Annotated in this window: 16 protein-coding genes; 5 read left to right on the forward strand and 11 right to left on the reverse strand. The window is 49.1% G+C overall.

Annotation, left to right across the window (positions count from 1 at the left end; genetic code table 11):
- Positions 1-498: 498 nt before the first annotated feature.
- The 3 genes from NST99_RS29265 to NST99_RS29275 all read right to left on the reverse strand — a co-directional run bounded on the left by NST99_RS29265 (position 499) and on the right by NST99_RS29275 (position 3,269).
- Positions 499-1,692, reverse strand: coding sequence for a class I SAM-dependent methyltransferase (locus NST99_RS29265; RefSeq protein WP_341096398.1), 1,194 nt, complete (start codon positions 1,690-1,692; stop codon positions 499-501).
- A gap of 75 nt (positions 1,693-1,767) precedes the next feature.
- Positions 1,768-2,595, reverse strand: a complete 828-nt coding sequence (locus NST99_RS29270) for a PhzF family phenazine biosynthesis protein (protein ID WP_341096402.1) — start codon at positions 2,593-2,595, stop codon at positions 1,768-1,770.
- Positions 2,592-3,269, reverse strand: a complete 678-nt coding sequence (locus NST99_RS29275) for a DUF6483 family protein (RefSeq protein ID WP_341096403.1) — start codon at positions 3,267-3,269, stop codon at positions 2,592-2,594. The genes NST99_RS29270 and NST99_RS29275 overlap by 4 nt, the downstream gene beginning before the upstream one ends.
- 272 nt (positions 3,270-3,541) lie before the next feature.
- On the opposite strand from NST99_RS29275, the gene NST99_RS29280 reads away from it, so the two are divergent.
- Both NST99_RS29280 and NST99_RS29285 read left to right on the forward strand, forming a co-directional pair.
- Positions 3,542-4,132: a winged helix-turn-helix domain-containing protein gene (locus tag NST99_RS29280; RefSeq protein WP_341096405.1), complete on the forward strand. Its 591-nt coding sequence runs from the start codon at positions 3,542-3,544 to the stop codon at positions 4,130-4,132.
- Positions 4,133-5,449 carry an MFS transporter gene (locus NST99_RS29285; protein ID WP_341096406.1) on the forward strand — a complete coding sequence of 439 codons (1,317 nt, stop codon included), beginning with the start codon at positions 4,133-4,135 and terminating at the stop codon, positions 5,447-5,449.
- Positions 5,450-5,571: 122 nt separating this feature from the next.
- Here NST99_RS29285 and NST99_RS29290 read toward each other — a convergent pair whose 3' ends face one another.
- Both NST99_RS29290 and yyaC read right to left on the reverse strand, forming a co-directional pair.
- Positions 5,572-6,357 (reverse strand): alpha/beta fold hydrolase, encoded by a 786-nt coding sequence (locus tag NST99_RS29290; RefSeq protein ID WP_341096407.1) that lies wholly within the window; start codon positions 6,355-6,357, stop codon positions 5,572-5,574.
- A gap of 125 nt (positions 6,358-6,482) precedes the next feature.
- Positions 6,483-7,007, reverse strand: a complete 525-nt coding sequence (gene yyaC, locus NST99_RS29295; RefSeq protein ID WP_445744999.1) for a spore protease YyaC — start codon at positions 7,005-7,007, stop codon at positions 6,483-6,485.
- 356 nt (positions 7,008-7,363) lie between these two features.
- Between yyaC and NST99_RS29300 the strand changes: the two genes are divergently transcribed.
- Positions 7,364-7,588 carry a DUF1128 domain-containing protein gene (locus tag NST99_RS29300; protein ID WP_341096408.1) on the forward strand — a complete coding sequence of 75 codons (225 nt, stop codon included), beginning with the start codon at positions 7,364-7,366 and terminating at the stop codon, positions 7,586-7,588.
- Positions 7,589-7,767: 179 nt separating this feature from the next.
- Here the strand turns inward: NST99_RS29300 and NST99_RS29305 are convergent, their stop codons facing one another.
- On the reverse strand, positions 7,768-8,487 hold the full coding sequence (locus NST99_RS29305) for a pirin family protein (RefSeq protein ID WP_341096410.1): 720 nt from the start codon (positions 8,485-8,487) through the stop codon (positions 7,768-7,770).
- Between the two features lie 432 nt (positions 8,488-8,919).
- Between NST99_RS29305 and NST99_RS29310 the strand changes: the two genes are divergently transcribed.
- Both NST99_RS29310 and NST99_RS29315 read left to right on the forward strand, forming a co-directional pair.
- Positions 8,920-9,444 carry a YtxH domain-containing protein gene (locus tag NST99_RS29310; protein WP_341096412.1) on the forward strand — a complete coding sequence of 175 codons (525 nt, stop codon included), beginning with the start codon at positions 8,920-8,922 and terminating at the stop codon, positions 9,442-9,444.
- Positions 9,445-9,594: 150 nt separating this feature from the next.
- Positions 9,595-9,927, forward strand: a complete 333-nt coding sequence (locus NST99_RS29315; protein ID WP_341096415.1) for a DUF5665 domain-containing protein — start codon at positions 9,595-9,597, stop codon at positions 9,925-9,927.
- A 270-nt stretch (positions 9,928-10,197) separates the two neighbouring features.
- On the opposite strand, the gene NST99_RS29320 is transcribed toward NST99_RS29315, so the two are convergent.
- The 5 genes from NST99_RS29320 to NST99_RS29340 all read right to left on the reverse strand — a co-directional run bounded on the left by NST99_RS29320 (position 10,198) and on the right by NST99_RS29340 (position 14,429).
- Positions 10,198-10,968 (reverse strand): sigma-70 family RNA polymerase sigma factor, encoded by a 771-nt coding sequence (locus tag NST99_RS29320; RefSeq protein ID WP_076113333.1) that lies wholly within the window; start codon positions 10,966-10,968, stop codon positions 10,198-10,200.
- Positions 10,965-11,417: an anti-sigma B factor RsbW gene (gene rsbW / locus NST99_RS29325; RefSeq protein ID WP_341096416.1), complete on the reverse strand. Its 453-nt coding sequence runs from the start codon at positions 11,415-11,417 to the stop codon at positions 10,965-10,967. The genes NST99_RS29320 and rsbW overlap by 4 nt, the downstream gene beginning before the upstream one ends.
- 18 nt (positions 11,418-11,435) lie before the next feature.
- Positions 11,436-11,774, reverse strand: coding sequence for an STAS domain-containing protein (locus NST99_RS29330; RefSeq protein ID WP_038596585.1), 339 nt, complete (start codon positions 11,772-11,774; stop codon positions 11,436-11,438).
- A 97-nt stretch (positions 11,775-11,871) separates the two neighbouring features.
- Positions 11,872-13,542 (reverse strand): response regulator, encoded by a 1,671-nt coding sequence (locus NST99_RS29335; RefSeq protein ID WP_341096418.1) that lies wholly within the window; start codon positions 13,540-13,542, stop codon positions 11,872-11,874.
- 17 nt (positions 13,543-13,559) lie between these two features.
- Entirely contained in the window at positions 13,560-14,429 is an 870-nt protein-coding gene (locus NST99_RS29340) for a CheR family methyltransferase (RefSeq protein ID WP_038596589.1), read from the reverse strand.
- Positions 14,430-14,507 lie beyond the last annotated feature (78 nt).

The following is a 14,507-nucleotide window of genomic DNA, read 5'->3' on the forward strand; positions in this document are numbered from 1 at the left end:
TAGAATTCAAGTTCTCTTTAGTCTTTCCAGATTTGTCCTGAACCAAAAGGAAAACACAAAACAGGACGGCTGACTCCACACGGAGACTCACCGTCCTGCTTATTTATCGCGTTTGTATTGTTAATGCCGTTATGACGTTAATGGCGTTAATCCCATGATGATATTAATGCCGTTAATGACGTTCAGAACATATGCGATGTATGTTCAGCAAAAATTCACCAAATTCCTTGGTAATTGTATTTCGTCATTAGTATTTGTAATTGCGTGAACGGAATCAGATTCTATTGCAGTTTCTGCAGTCAAAAGAGCAGAATCTCACCCATTTCGGGGCAATTTCAGCTCATTCTATTGCAGATTCTGCAATGATAGCAATACGGTGATACCATTTGGCATCACCGCAGTGTATTGATTTCGGACATATGCCATTCGGTCAGAGCTCAGATTCTTCCGCTTTGCCTATTGGCAGGCTTTAGTTGAATACAGCTCATAATGCCCGGTTTATCCCTTCGTAAGAGTTTCCGCAGGCAGCAGGTCGGCGCAGACGCGTTCAAGGTACGGCTTAGCACCAAGGAAATCACGGAAAGCGCTGTATTCGCGCCATTTGACGGCATTGTCGCCGCTTGTGCTTTTGACGGCCCGGATCAGGATGTTCTTCGGCGTATGCTCCATGTCGATGAATTCCAGCAGTTGGCTGCGGTAACCCATCAAATCAAGCAGCTTCGCCCGGATGGCGTCAGTGGCGAGTGCAGAGAAACGTTCCTTCAGAATTCCGTGCGAGAGCAGCGGGCTGAGTACCTCGTTCTCCACCTGCCCAAATAGCTCATGCTGGCAGCAAGGCACCGAGAGAATAACCGATGCACCCCAGCGCACCGCTTTTTCCAATGCAGCATCCGTTGCCGTATCGCAGGCATGCAGTGTCACAACCATGTCCACCTGGTCCAGCTCGTTGTAATCGGCTATATCACCGACCAGGAAACGCAGTTTATCGTAACCCAGCCTCGACGCCAGCGCTCCACAATGTTCAATGACATCTGCTTTCAGGTCAAGTCCGACAATATTCAGCTCCCGCCGCTCGCGGACAGCCAAATAATGATACAGCGCAAACGTCAAATAGGATTTGCCGCAGCCAAAATCAACAATCGTCAGCGGCCGGCCGGTTGGTAGATCCCCCAGCACATCCTCAACCATCTCCAGGAAACGGTTGATCTGGCGGAACTTGTCGTATTTTTTGGCCAGCACCTTGCCTTCGCTGTTCATAATTCCAAGCTCCACCAGGAACGGGACTGGTTCTCCCTCGTCCAGCACATAACGTTTGCGGCGGTTGTGGGCCAAGTCTGGCGCCTCCTGCTTGCTGGCCGATTTGGTAAGAATAGAAACCTTGTATTTTTTACTGATCAGCACCTGGTAATCAGCTTCTACAGTGCAGATCAGCGCTTGCCGGAAGGTAGCTCTCAAGAGTGACATCATTTCTTCCGCAGCAGTGTCTGCCGGAATATTACGGTGTTCCACTTTGGGGCCGATGGTATAGGCAAACTGATAATGCAGCTTGCCTTTTAGCTCAACTGGTTTAATCTGCACCTTGCTGTAAGCAACTTCGCCTTTGCTGCGCAGTTGGCTTAAGGTTGCCGTAATCAGGGTACGGTCATTTACCACTTGATCAATCAGAGTTTTCAAAGATTCCACAGGGTACATCTCACTTTCGCAATCAAAATGGAGAGCAGGCTCTCCTGAATATCACTACATTATAGCATGTCCTGCTATACGATATCATAGTAGCTCGCCAACTGCTCCGGGAGGTACATGAAACTGTCCGCTAACCACGGTCACGGCCCGGCCCGATAAAGTAACGAGATCCTGACTCACTTCAAGCTGCAGCATCCCCCCACGAACTGAAGCCTGATATGCAGTCAATTGTGTGCGGTTTAACCGGCCGGCCCAATAGGGAGCCAGGGCAGTATGCAGCGAGCCGGTAACGGGATCTTCATTGACACCAATGCCCGGGGCAAAAAAACGCGATACAAAATCAATGCGATCCGCAGCGCATTCTGCCGTAACCGCGACAGCCCTTGGCTGGAGCTTGGCCACCTGGACAAAATCCGGGCAGAGCCCCCGCACCCTTGTCTCATGATCCAGACGCACCAGCACATTGTCGGCATACCGCACGGTTTCCAGCACATGTGCCTCCTCAAGCCCCAGCGCTGCCGCGAGCCCGGCTATCGGAGGTGAAGCTGTAATTTCATATGGAGGAAAATAGAGTGAAATCATCTCTTCTGATTTTGTTGCCCGCAGCAACCCGCTGCGTGTGTGGAATCTCGCTTCTTCGTGAGAACCCAGCCGCCCGGTTTCCCACAGGACATGCGCACTGGCCAAAGTGGCATGACCGCACAGATTCACCTCCACCGCAGGCGTAAACCAGCGCAGACGGTAGCCATCCTGCTCCGGCCACAGAAACGCCGTTTCGGACAGATTCATTTCCGCAGCCGTTTTGGCCATAAAGGCCTCATCTGCGGGATTTTCCAGCAGGCAGACGGCTGCAGGGTTTCCAGTGAACGCCTTGTCCGCAAAAGCGTCTACAATAAATAGAGGGGTATTCAAGAAGGTTTCATCTCCTTTGCCGCTTCAGCGGTAAGTTTATTCCACTCCTCCTGCCCTTGCCTAACCTCTGCCAGCGGAAGATCACCAAGCTCCAAAGCTTCAGGAGGCAGCAGCAGCAGCCGGCTGTACAGCTCCCTTCCCTCAGCTGCAACATCTATTCCCTGTTCCCACAATCTGTACAGACTGTCCTCAGCCTTGCCGTAGCGTTCGATTGATTCCATATAGGGCAGGAGCAGCCGTTCTGTCTTCACCGGAAGAAGATAACCTTCGGTTTCCTGTAAAAGTTCATCTATTTCCTTCGTCATCTGCAGCAGCTCCCGGTCAGCACCGTATTGATCAGCGTACAAAAACAGATGCAGCGACCGTATAAACCTGAACAATGCCGCATCCTTATTGCCGCCGGCACTGTAGATGCCGCCTTCTTCTTTTAATAGCCGCGCCACGCCTTGAAGCTTGTCGGACTCGATTACGCCGCCCAGGCGAAACATATCTATAATATCCTCTACGGACAATGAGTTTAAAAGGCGGGAGTTCAGGCGAAAATGCCGGTTCAGCAGCTCATCCACTTCCCATAATGCCTCTGTGGTCTTCTTCTCCTGCTTCAATGTAAGCACCTTGGCAACCATTGCCGACATATCCTCGATCATCCGGACGATATAATCTCTTCGGAACATCCTGCACACCCCTCTCCAATACTATCCTGCCACGATTCCTCAGCAAACTAAACCAATGATGATTACAGTTGTTTTAAAACAATCTTAAACCATTCCACCGCTCCGTGCCACCTCACCGTACCCACGCCTTGGAATTCCTTGACAAAAAAACAAAGGCTACCCTATAATAACCTCACTGGCCTTAACGATCTGAATTCCAGATCAATCTAAAGTACAGAATGAAGAACATTGAATGCAGCGAAATTGAGATAGCACGGGCAGGAGGAATAGACATGAATGAAGACAATACCTGGCATAGTCAGCCGGAAACGGAGAACTGCCTGGAACAACTGCCGGTTCGTCAAGACCGGAACAAAGATCAGGAACAGCAGCAGGAAGCAGACTCTATCCAACCTCTGCAGGTTACACCAGAGCAGAACAAGCTGCTGGAAAGTGCGCTGCGAATCAAGATTATGCATGCGCTGGCAGATAAACCGCTAACCTCCAAGCAGGTTGCCGAGAAGCTGCACAAGACACCCGGCAATATCCACTACCATATCATCAAGCTGTTCGATGGCGGTCTACTGGAGCTTGTCCGTACGGAAACAGCCGGAGGTATTATCCAGAAATTTTACCGCTCCAAAGCTACCTTCTTCCGCTCCGGGAACTTCAGCGGCTTCCAATTCCGCAAAGAGGATACAGTGGAGCATTTCGTTACAAGACTATCCTTATCACCCGCTGAGCTGAAGGCTTTCCAGCAGGAGATGATGAAGTTCATTTCCAGCTGGGAATCGAAAGTCACCCATGGAGAGGAATACGGTATCGATGTCATTATCGGCCGCCTGCATACAGATTCCCTTATAGAACCGGAGGATGGTCCCTAGATGATCCCTACTGCTGCACCCGAACATACCAAAAACAATCCGCTGCGCCGATTCGCCGAACCCTTTGCCAAATCACGGACTTTCCCCTTTTTATGGCTGGGAAATTTGGTTTCCGTCCTGGGCAGCTCGGTGACCATGATCATTCTCCCGGTTATGGTCTACTCCTTGACTGGATCAACAACAACCATGGGCTTCGTAATGGCGGTTTATATGCTGCCCAATGTGATTATGCTGCCGATTTCCGGGCATATTGTAGACCGCTACGACCGGGTCAGGATTATGATGATTGCCGATATCGCCCGTTTTGGCGTCATGATCATAACAGCCCTGCTGGCTTTGACCGGTCTATTGACCGTTCCGCTGCTCTGTATATTTGTAGGGGCTTACGGTCTGTTTGACGGTCTGTTCCGTCCCGCCTACGCTGCAGTCCAGGCCTCGGTGTTCACTCCGGAAATCAGGGTTGCCGCCAACTCACTGTCGCAAATGACTATACAGATGGTTCGTTTAATCGGCCCTTCACTCGGAGGACTGCTTATCACCTATCTCTCGGCTGGGGTTGGTTTTGGGCTCGACGCCTTTACTTACCTGTTCTCCCTGGTCTGTCTCGTCTATTTGCGCAAAGCGCTGATGCCTAGAACAAAGGCTGCAGTGTCCGCAGCCTCGTCACCTCAGGCACTTGAAACCGCCGCAGCTGCGGCAGCCTCTCCTCATAACGACTGGAAAGAGGATTTCAAAGAAGGGATTGCTGTATTGCGCAGCAATCCCTGGTTATGGATTACCATCCTCGCCTTCTGCTTCATCAATATTTGTTACGCCGGCGTCACCAGCATCCTTGTGCCGTGGCTTTTCAAAGTTCATCATGGCTGGGAGCCATATGTATACGGGCTTGCCGGTACATTCTCCGGTGTCGGAGCCATTCTGGGCGGACTGATCATCGGCATGAAGCAGAGATGGAACCACCGCGGCATTATCGCCTACGGAGGAGCATTTCTAGGCGGCCTCGCGTTGCTTATCCTGCCGTTTGTTACTAGCCCTGCGGCAGCTATTGCCTTGTTCGCCCTGGAGGGATTCGGCCTCATGGTCTTCATCCTCATCTGGGAGATCAGCCTGCAGGAACTCGTTCCGCAAGAAGCCTTCGGACGTGTAGCCAGTCTTGATCTATTCGGCTCCTTCGCCTTGCTGCCCGTCGGCTACATCCTTGTAGGCTGGCTCGCCGATCTTATAGGCGGTGTAGCTACGATTGCCATTTTCTCCGGACTTGGCATGGCCTGTATCGCTATTGTTCTATGTGTTCCTGCAATCCGCAAGTTCAATTAAACATTTCCAGCGTGAAAGAGAGTTTTATAAAAAGGCAGCACCGCGTCAATAGACGGATGCTGCCTTTTTTATACAAGTGAAGTGTTTTCTTCACCCGTTATTTATGAGATCTCAAGTATCGGTTATTTCTTAACTTGCGCAAGCACAAAGTCTTTAATAATTTCCGATAAACGTTCCGGCGCTTCATACATACTCATGTGGCCTGCTCCCGAAATCGTCGCCTTGGTTACATTGGGCTTATCGGACGTGAAGGTCCGCTCGGCAGGAATCAGACCATCTTCCGCGCCGGCAACGAGCAACACCGGCAGTGCCGTAGCCGAAATGACATCACGGCGGTCAGGTCGCTCGCGCATGGCCAATGCGGCACCGGCCGCGCCTTGCGGAGGTGTTCTATAGCCGATCTCCTTCGCCCGCTGCAACAGCTGCGGTGCTGCAGCAGGAGCGAAGAGTCCAGGCACCAGTCCGTCCACAAACGTAGTAATTCCATCATTCTGGATCGTACTGACACTTTTCAGGCGCTTCTCCCTGGCTTCTTCACTGTCAGGATAACCCGTGGAGTGAATCAGTCCGAAGCCCTTCAAACTAGAGGCATGCCGCTGGGCGAAGGACAGCGTTATGTAGCCGCCAAGCGAATGACCCAGCAAGTAACATTCAGGGATTTCCAGCGCATTCAACAGGGAAAGAACATCATCGGCCATCTGATCGATGCTGTAAGCTCCGAGCGGAGCATCCGAAACTCCGTGGCCGCGCAAATCCGGTGCGATCACCCGGTAGCTTCCGCTAAGATAAGGGATGACCTGCTCCCAATATCCGGAGCTTCCGCAAAAGCCGTGCAGAAGTACGATAACGTCTCCTTCGCCTTGATCACTGTAACAAATATTGGTTCCATCGCATCGAACATTTTCCATGGGCTGATTCCTTCTTTCTATGTAGTAGCTACACAAGGTATACCGATGAGTCTGCAATTAAATGGAATGCCATTTGCTTGTCTTAATTATTTAAGCAGAACTGCCCATCTTGAAACTTGTCTCCTCTATTTCAACCCAAAGCCTTCTGCCGCAGCTGCGGCAATCTCTCCGGCCATAACCATTACCCTGTGCAGCGGCGTCGTCTGCAGGGTCCGGTAAGGGCGGGGTCCGTTAATATCGACAATTGCCGCAAGACTATAATGCCCGACTGCCGGCAGAATCACACCGACCGACTGCGCTGGCCGCAGCGGCTCACTGGCTGCAAAATAACAGCCCAGAGCCGCCGGCGGTCCAAGACAAGCATCAATGGCAATAATTATCTGCCCCGCGGGAATCCCTGATATCCTGTTGACGAGAGTATCCGCATCGCAAGGCGATGGAAGCGTGCCTACAACATTCGGGAAGCCATGCTCCACCAGCCTGCTTCCGGTCAGCGGTCCAAGGGCATCCCCTGTGGAACGGTCGGTACCGATACACAAGAATGTGACCTGCTCTGCCGAGTGATAATCCGCAATGCTTTGGAAGAAGGTAATCAGCCCGGCCGCGTCTTTTTTAACCCGTTTTCTGCTGTCCTGCTCCCTGATCGCCAATTCCTGACTCCCTCCTGTCTATATAAGTTGAACTTTAGATTTACCGGGCCGGCATAGAACGCAACTGCGGTGAATGTTTGGACTTCCGGCCGCTGTTGTCCACAGATTTCTTGATTTATACCGCTATTTGCGGTTGAAATCTGTAGACAAAGGCGGTCGCTATCGCTCCTACAGTTCCAAACTTCCCCTCCGCTGCTTTTGCCTCTAGGTAGTTCTTTAGTTCATCTTATATAGAAACCTTCGTTTATTTCTTTTAATTTAACATGATTTAGATGAAGCCAACAAAAAAATGGTGTTTCCTTCCCCAATCATGATAGAATATTTGAATCCAAACACAGAGAGGACTGTTTAACCCCATGGATTTATCGCAGCCCAGCCAGGAAAATGTGGAATATATGATTGAGGGCATCAAGAGCAAGCTGAAGATGGCCAGCGCCGCAGCCATGCAGGCTTCTGCTTTCTCAGTGAACAACTATGATGATATTCTTGATATTTATGAAGTTGCCATGAGCAGTGACCGGCTCAGCATCTCGCAGGTGGAAGCGCTTGTCTCCGAGCTTGGACGCCTGCGTAAGAAATAGAAACAAGTGGAAACGGCTTCCCGTCCTCAAAAGGGCGGTATCCGTTTCAGCGAGAAATAGACCTGTCATGCACAGGAGCTCCTTGCCTACGATTCCATCCGTGCGGATGGCCGTCAGGCAAGGAGCTCCTTTAGGATTATTATGCTTACAAGTACAATGCAACGGGCACGATTTAACGCTTACGGCATATCAATCAGTATGAGTTCCGCTTCGCCCTCACTGCCAATGCTTTTGATCGTCAAGTCACAACCCTTGCGGATACGTGCGGCATCGCCTGGTTTCAGCTGAAAAGTGCCATCTGAGCAAGAGATTTCTACATCCCCGGAGATAAGGAAGATGTGCGTCCGCCTGTCTTCTTTTTGCGCATAATGAAGCTCCCTGTTCGTGTCCAGCACCGATAGATAGAAAGTTGCATCCTCGTTCACCTTCAATGTACCTTCCTCACCACTCCCCGAAACGACCGGCAACAGCGTGTTGCTCTTAAATTCACGCGGGAAAAACTTTGCATCCCATTTCGGTGCAAGCCCCGGTGTGCTAGGAAGCAACCAGATTTGTAGAAAACGCACATTGTCGCTCTCCGAAGGATTGGTCTCCGAATGATTAACCCCGGTCCCCGCACTCATGACCTGAACCGTGCCTGACTGAATATCCGCGTGATTGCCGAGGTTATCCTGATGCTTCAGTACTCCGGAAACAACATAAGTGATAATCTCCAGATCATGATGCGGATGCTCATGCATCCCTTGTCCCGGTTTCAGCTCATTGTCATTGTGTGCAAGCATCGCACCAAAGTGCGCATTGCTGGGATCATCATAATCGGCAAAGGAAAAACTGAACTCACTGTGAATCCATTCTCTATTCGAAGTATGTCTTTCTGCTGACGTAACTACTTTTATCATAACCATGCACCTCCAAAGATGTTGGAACCTTCTCCGTGCTTAACGGGTCGAAACCGCTCCTCGATTTAAATTGTTATAGGCGCTTTAATTAAGTATTTCTTACCCTGTTCCTTTCCCGGTCAATCATTTATGATTACACCGAAAGAATCAGGACTATAGGAAAGACCTCACAATTTACTATCACGTGTGAACTTTCGTATTTCCGCATGCGGATATTTGTAAAGCTTCATATTTCGTTGTTTTTTATAGGAAAATTCTCCTTTGTTTACGTATCCTGCTCTAGTCTCTCCCATTCTTCTCCATGCTTGTCTGCTGTTTCAGCCTATACGCCAACGTTTATATACGAAGTAAGATACTTCAGGCTATCCTGAATTCGAATGACGGCAGCCGCCTAATTTCGGAATACCATAATCTAATGAGGAGTGATTAATCATGAATAAAGCAGAAACGGAACATCCGGTAGAAAGCGGAAGCACTTTTTTCAAAGGAATCTTTATTGGTGGTTTGCTCGGTGCTGCCGCTGCTCTGTTGTTCGCCCCTAAGCCCGGCCGTGAAATGCGCAGTGACTTGTCTGATAAGCTTACGCTGGCTACAGACAAAACCAAAGAGGTTGCAGGTGTCGTAACGGACAAGACCAAAACAATTGCGACTACTGTTGGAGAAAAAGCGACCGATCTAGCAAGCACTGTATCGGCCAAAGCCTCCGACATCTTCACTACCGTAAGCGACAGCAAACAGCAAATTGCTGCCACCTTGGCGGAAACAGGTAAAAAACTGGGCCATTCCATCAGTGAAGTCTCCGAAAATGTTGCTTCTGACGTAAAAGATGCATCTAAAGAGGTAGCAGAGGAAGCTAAGAATGTAGCCGATGAGGCCAAAGCATCCTCTAAAGAGGTAGCTGATGAAGCCAAAGATGCCAAAGAGGAAGTAAAAGCGTCTTACAAGTCCTCTTATTAAACTACGGTGATTCACGGCTTGATCTAAATTTGAGAACAGCCAGCTCACCGCAGCTGGCTGTTGTTATGAGGAATGCAGCGCAGCTTCTTCTTCGAAAGAAGCTGCATTTTTATCAAAGCCCTTATACGGCTAAAGAAAGAGGGACGCCTTATGGGAGATGCAGGCAGCAAGACCAAAACCTACGAAGTCGAAGAGCATCCCTTTGAATTGCGGCATGAAGTCAAACGGCTGAACGCAAGGCTCGACAAAATTGCCGATTCACTGGAAAAATCCGAATTCAAGGATATCCTTGAGAATTATACGGATCCCAAAAAGCGGATTATTACGAATCTTATGGCCGGGATATCCCGGGGTCTCGGGCTTTCATTCGGTACATTCGTGATACTCGGCTTACTGGGTTACATTCTTAGCCTGTTTCTTGATGTACCCGTTATCGGTGAATATCTTGGAGAAATCAAAAAGTATATTGATGCCAACAGCTGATGCCAATAACTGATAGCATCGTTATCCACCCCGCTAAGCAGTCTGCTGAACAGACTGCTTAGCGGGGTGGATGTGTATGTCCGCTTCAGGCTGAATACAACAAACAAGCAGAAACAGCCTCGCCGTCCTCAAAAGGACGGTATTCGTTTCAGCGAGAAATAGAAGGATAATTTATGGCGTGAAGCCTATAAATTCTTATCATTTAAAAAAGACATACCCTTCCCCGGCGGGGATAAGGTATGTCCTAATCTTGGGGACTAGCGATAAAAATCAATAGGAAGAGTTCGCCATGATCTGTTTGAGCTTCTCTGTGGCCCGCTTCTGGATCCGTGAGACGCTCATTTGTGATACGCCGAGCTTCTGCGCGATGGCACGCTGCGACTGGCCGTCCTGGAACGCCAGCAGCAGCACCTGCTGCTCTTGCTCCTTAAGCTGGCCCAGCGCCTGCTGGAGATCCATACGTTTCTCCACAGTCTCGTAATCGTTGGCTTCGGAGCTGATCAGCTCGCCGAGCGTAGCGCCCGTCTCCTCTTGTGAGAGGGGTGAATCCAGTGATACGTAATGATAACATTCCCTGCCGGCCAGTACTTCCACAGTTTCTTCCACAGTAAGATCAAGATAATGGGCAATCTCTTCCACAGCAGGAGAACGTTCCAGCCTGATGGTAAGTTCATCAATGGCCTGCTGCACAAGGGCGCCTTTCTCTTTAATCCGTCTTGGGACCTGTATGTACCAGGATTTATCCCGCAGGAAATTTTTCATATGCCCGATCATGCTCTTCATCGCATACGGCTCAAACGGGATGCCCAAGCTGATATCGTACTGCTGCAGCAACCGGATAAGCGCCATCTGCCCAACCTGATACAGATCTTCGTAAAGATCCGGACGGTTGCGGGCAATTTTCCCGGCAGCCATCTTCACCATCGGCTCATATTTCTTGATCAGCACGGTGGCAATTTCATTATCCTTGGTCTGCTGATATTCCCAGATCAAACTTACTGCTTCGTTCATGGACTCTGGGGGAGTCACTTTATCACTCATACTTTCTCCTCGCTGAAATTAAGCCGCTTAGTCAGGGTAACGACTGTCCCTCTCCCTGCTTCACTCACGACGCTTACGTCATCCATGAGCGCTTGCATTAAATAAAATCCCAGTCCGCCAACCTGAACATCATTCAGCTCTTTATCATGCAGCGTAATGCGTCCGTCGGGCGAATCCAATCCGTCAAAGCTCTCCCCTTCATCTTTGACGGTGATGGACAAGGCACTTGTTCCTACTTCAAAGATTACATCGACCAAACCATCCTCTTGGCCGTACGCATATAATACAGAGTTATTACAGGCTTCCGAAACCGCTACCTTCATATCCTCAATATCTTCATAGGTAAAACCCATTTTTGAGGCAATGCCATATAAATTCAGTCTAACGATATCGACATATTCTGCACTCGCAGGTAACTGAAGAACTACTTTTTGCACGTCATCACTCATCCTTAGTTCGGTCCTTTCCTAGTGGGAATTCTCTTGGGGGGCAAAAAACTTAGAAATACCGGTCATATCAAACAGCTTCTGGATTTGCGGCGGAACTTCTTCAACGGTAAACTTAACGTCCATCCCGTGTCTTGCTTTGAGGATCGAGAGCAGGATTCCAATACCGGTGCTGTCAATATATCTCAAGTCTTTCAGATTAATAACAAGGTCAAGCCCCGTATCTCCCACAAGCGGCTCCATGACCAAACGGAAATCGGGAGCAACAGACAAATCTAGTTCTCCAATCAGGGAAACGGTACAAACGCTGCCTTCAGTTTCGGTTTTTGCATGGAACTTTTCGCTTTTATGTGTATTCATAGACAACTCTCCTGATTAAATGTTTTCTTTACCAATAACCCTAAAGACCTAGGTTTGAAACAAAAAAACTAATTCTGCATCATTGACAAATACTGGTTCATGTTTTGAAAAGGGTCTTATTTCGTCCATTGACGTGACTATCCTGTCTTGAATAACGGGCAATAATTTGTTTAATACTGCTAAGCTTCAGCGGCTTGCTGATATAACCGTCCATGCCTGAAGCCATGCAACGGTTCTGGATACCCTCCATGACATTGGCCGTCATCGCGATGATGACCGCCTTCTCGGAGGATGGCCCATGGCTGATCCGGATTTTGGAGGTCGCCGTCAGACCGTCCATAACCGGCATCTGCAGATCCATAAAAATAAAATCATAAGCATATTTCATTGCCAGCTCCACCGCCTGGCTGCCGTCCTCGGCGATGTCGGCGTCATAACCCAGCTTATCCAGCATGCTGACCATAAGCCGCTGATTGATCGGGTGATCATCTACAACCAGGACTTTTCTCCGCCATCTCTGGTTATCCACGTCTTCATATGGCTCCACCTCTTGAAATCCCCTTGCCAGCTCGTCCTCAGGCAACGCTGCCTGAATGGTGAATACAAAGGTCGCCCCTTTCTCCTCCATCGATTCTACGCGTATGTCGCCGCCCATCATCCCGACAAGGGATTTACAGATTGCCAGCCCGAGACCGGTTCCACCGTACTTGCGTGTCATAGAAGAATCAAGCTGGGAAAAAGGTTTGAACAGACGGTCACATTTTTCCGGAGAAATCCCGATGCCCGTATCCTTCACGGTAAACTCAACTACCAGTTTATTATCTGCTGTTGGCACGCTGGATGCAACAAGGTAAACTCCGCCTTGATTGGTAAACTTCACCGCATTGGCGACTAAATTGATTAAGACTTGACGCAAACGGGCCATATCTCCGTAGATCAGCTTTGGAAGATTCTGATCAATGAAATAGGCTAATTCCAGGTTTTTCTTACCTGCTTCGGCAGAAAATAAGCTAAATACCTCCTGAACAGTGGTCTGTAGCTCAAATAACTGCTCCTCCATTTCCATCTTGCCGGATTCCATCTTCGTGAAATCAAGGATATCATTAATGACCGTAATCAGGTTATCGGCACTTTTGCGGATAATCTCTGTATACTCCTTCTGCTCCGGAGCCAGCTCAGTTTCCATCAGCAGGTCAATCATTCCCACCACACCGTTCATCGGCGTGCGAATCTCATGGCTCATCATAGCCAGGAACTCGGTTTTGGCATTAGCGGCAATCTCCGCCGCTTCCTTAGCTTTAACCAGCTCTCCGTTGATTTTCTCCAGCTCCTGCGTCTTTTGCTGCAGGAGCATAGACTGCATCTGATGTTTCTTGTTAGTTAAGTGCATGTTAACGAAGCCCTCAATCTTGGACTTCAAGATTTGCGGAATGAAGGGTTTGACCATATAATCAATAGCCCCGGCAGAATATCCCGCGAACAGATGCTCTGCCTCTTTGCTGTTGGCAGAGATAAAAATAATCGGAATATCCTTCGTCTTTTCTCTGGCTTTGATTAATTTGGCGGTTTCAATACCATCCATACCCGGCATTTGTACGTCCAGCACAATCACCGCAAACTCATATCTTAACAGACATCTCAGCGCTTCTTCGCCGGAATTGGCTTTGACAAGCTTATAGTGTTGACTCTCAAGCACAGCTTCAAGCGCCAGCAGATTTTCAGGACGGTCGTCAACCAGCAATATATGAATTGGTTCTTGAACCCCCATAGGCCCCTCCTATCCCGCTATTTGTTCTTACGATAGATTTTTTCTACTCTATCCAGTGGCTCGTAGCTGTCGCTATATCTGGTGAAGTGAATAGATTCTTTGGAACCGAGCACCAGTACTCCGAACCGGCTGAGGCTCTCATAGAACAAGCCGTGCACATGGTCGCGAAGTTCATCATTGAAATAGATCATGACATTCCGGCAAAAAATGACATTAAATTCGTTGAATGAGGTGTCTGTTGCCAGATTATGCTCTGCAAAGATAATATTTTTACGCAAGTACGGCTGTAGAATGACTGAATTGTATTTCGCTGTATAATATTCAGAGAATGCGCGGGTCCCGCCCGCCTCCATATAATTCTTGGTATACTGCTTCATCTTACCGATCTCATATACACCTTCCTTAGCCTGCTGCAGCGAGCGTTCGTTCATATCAGTGGCATAGATGCGCGCCTTGTCGTAGAGCCCTTCTTCGTGCAGCAGAATCGCCATGGAGTATACCTCTTCGCCAGTGGAGCAGCCTGCATGCCAGATCCTGATATAAGGATAAGTTCTCAGCAACGGGATCACCTTTTGGCGGAAAGTTAAAAAGAGGCCTGGATCCCGAAACATTTCCGTCACGGGGATGGAAAGGCTGTAGACGAACCGTTCAAAGCAGGCGCGGTCATGCAGCACCTTCTCCTGCAGCGCAGATATGCTCGGCACATTCTCGGCATGGACGTGATGCCAGATACGCCGTTTCAAAGAAGGCATGGCGTAATTTCTGAAATCATATCCATACAAGCGATGCACGCCGCTCAGAAGCAGCTCAATTTCAATCTGCTCTAGCTCCTGCTTGCTTCCCGATTGGGTGAGCTCCTCATCATATCCCCGTTCCATAGCTGTCATGTTATCAAGGCTCCCTTGCATTTGCCGTATTTCCGGTCTGTTGTTTGTTGGTGCTGTAATGCTATTACCCCAAATTTA

It is taken from the genome of Paenibacillus sp. FSL L8-0470 (assembly GCF_038008625.1).
GTDB lineage: Bacteria > Bacillota > Bacilli > Paenibacillales > Paenibacillaceae > Paenibacillus_AQ.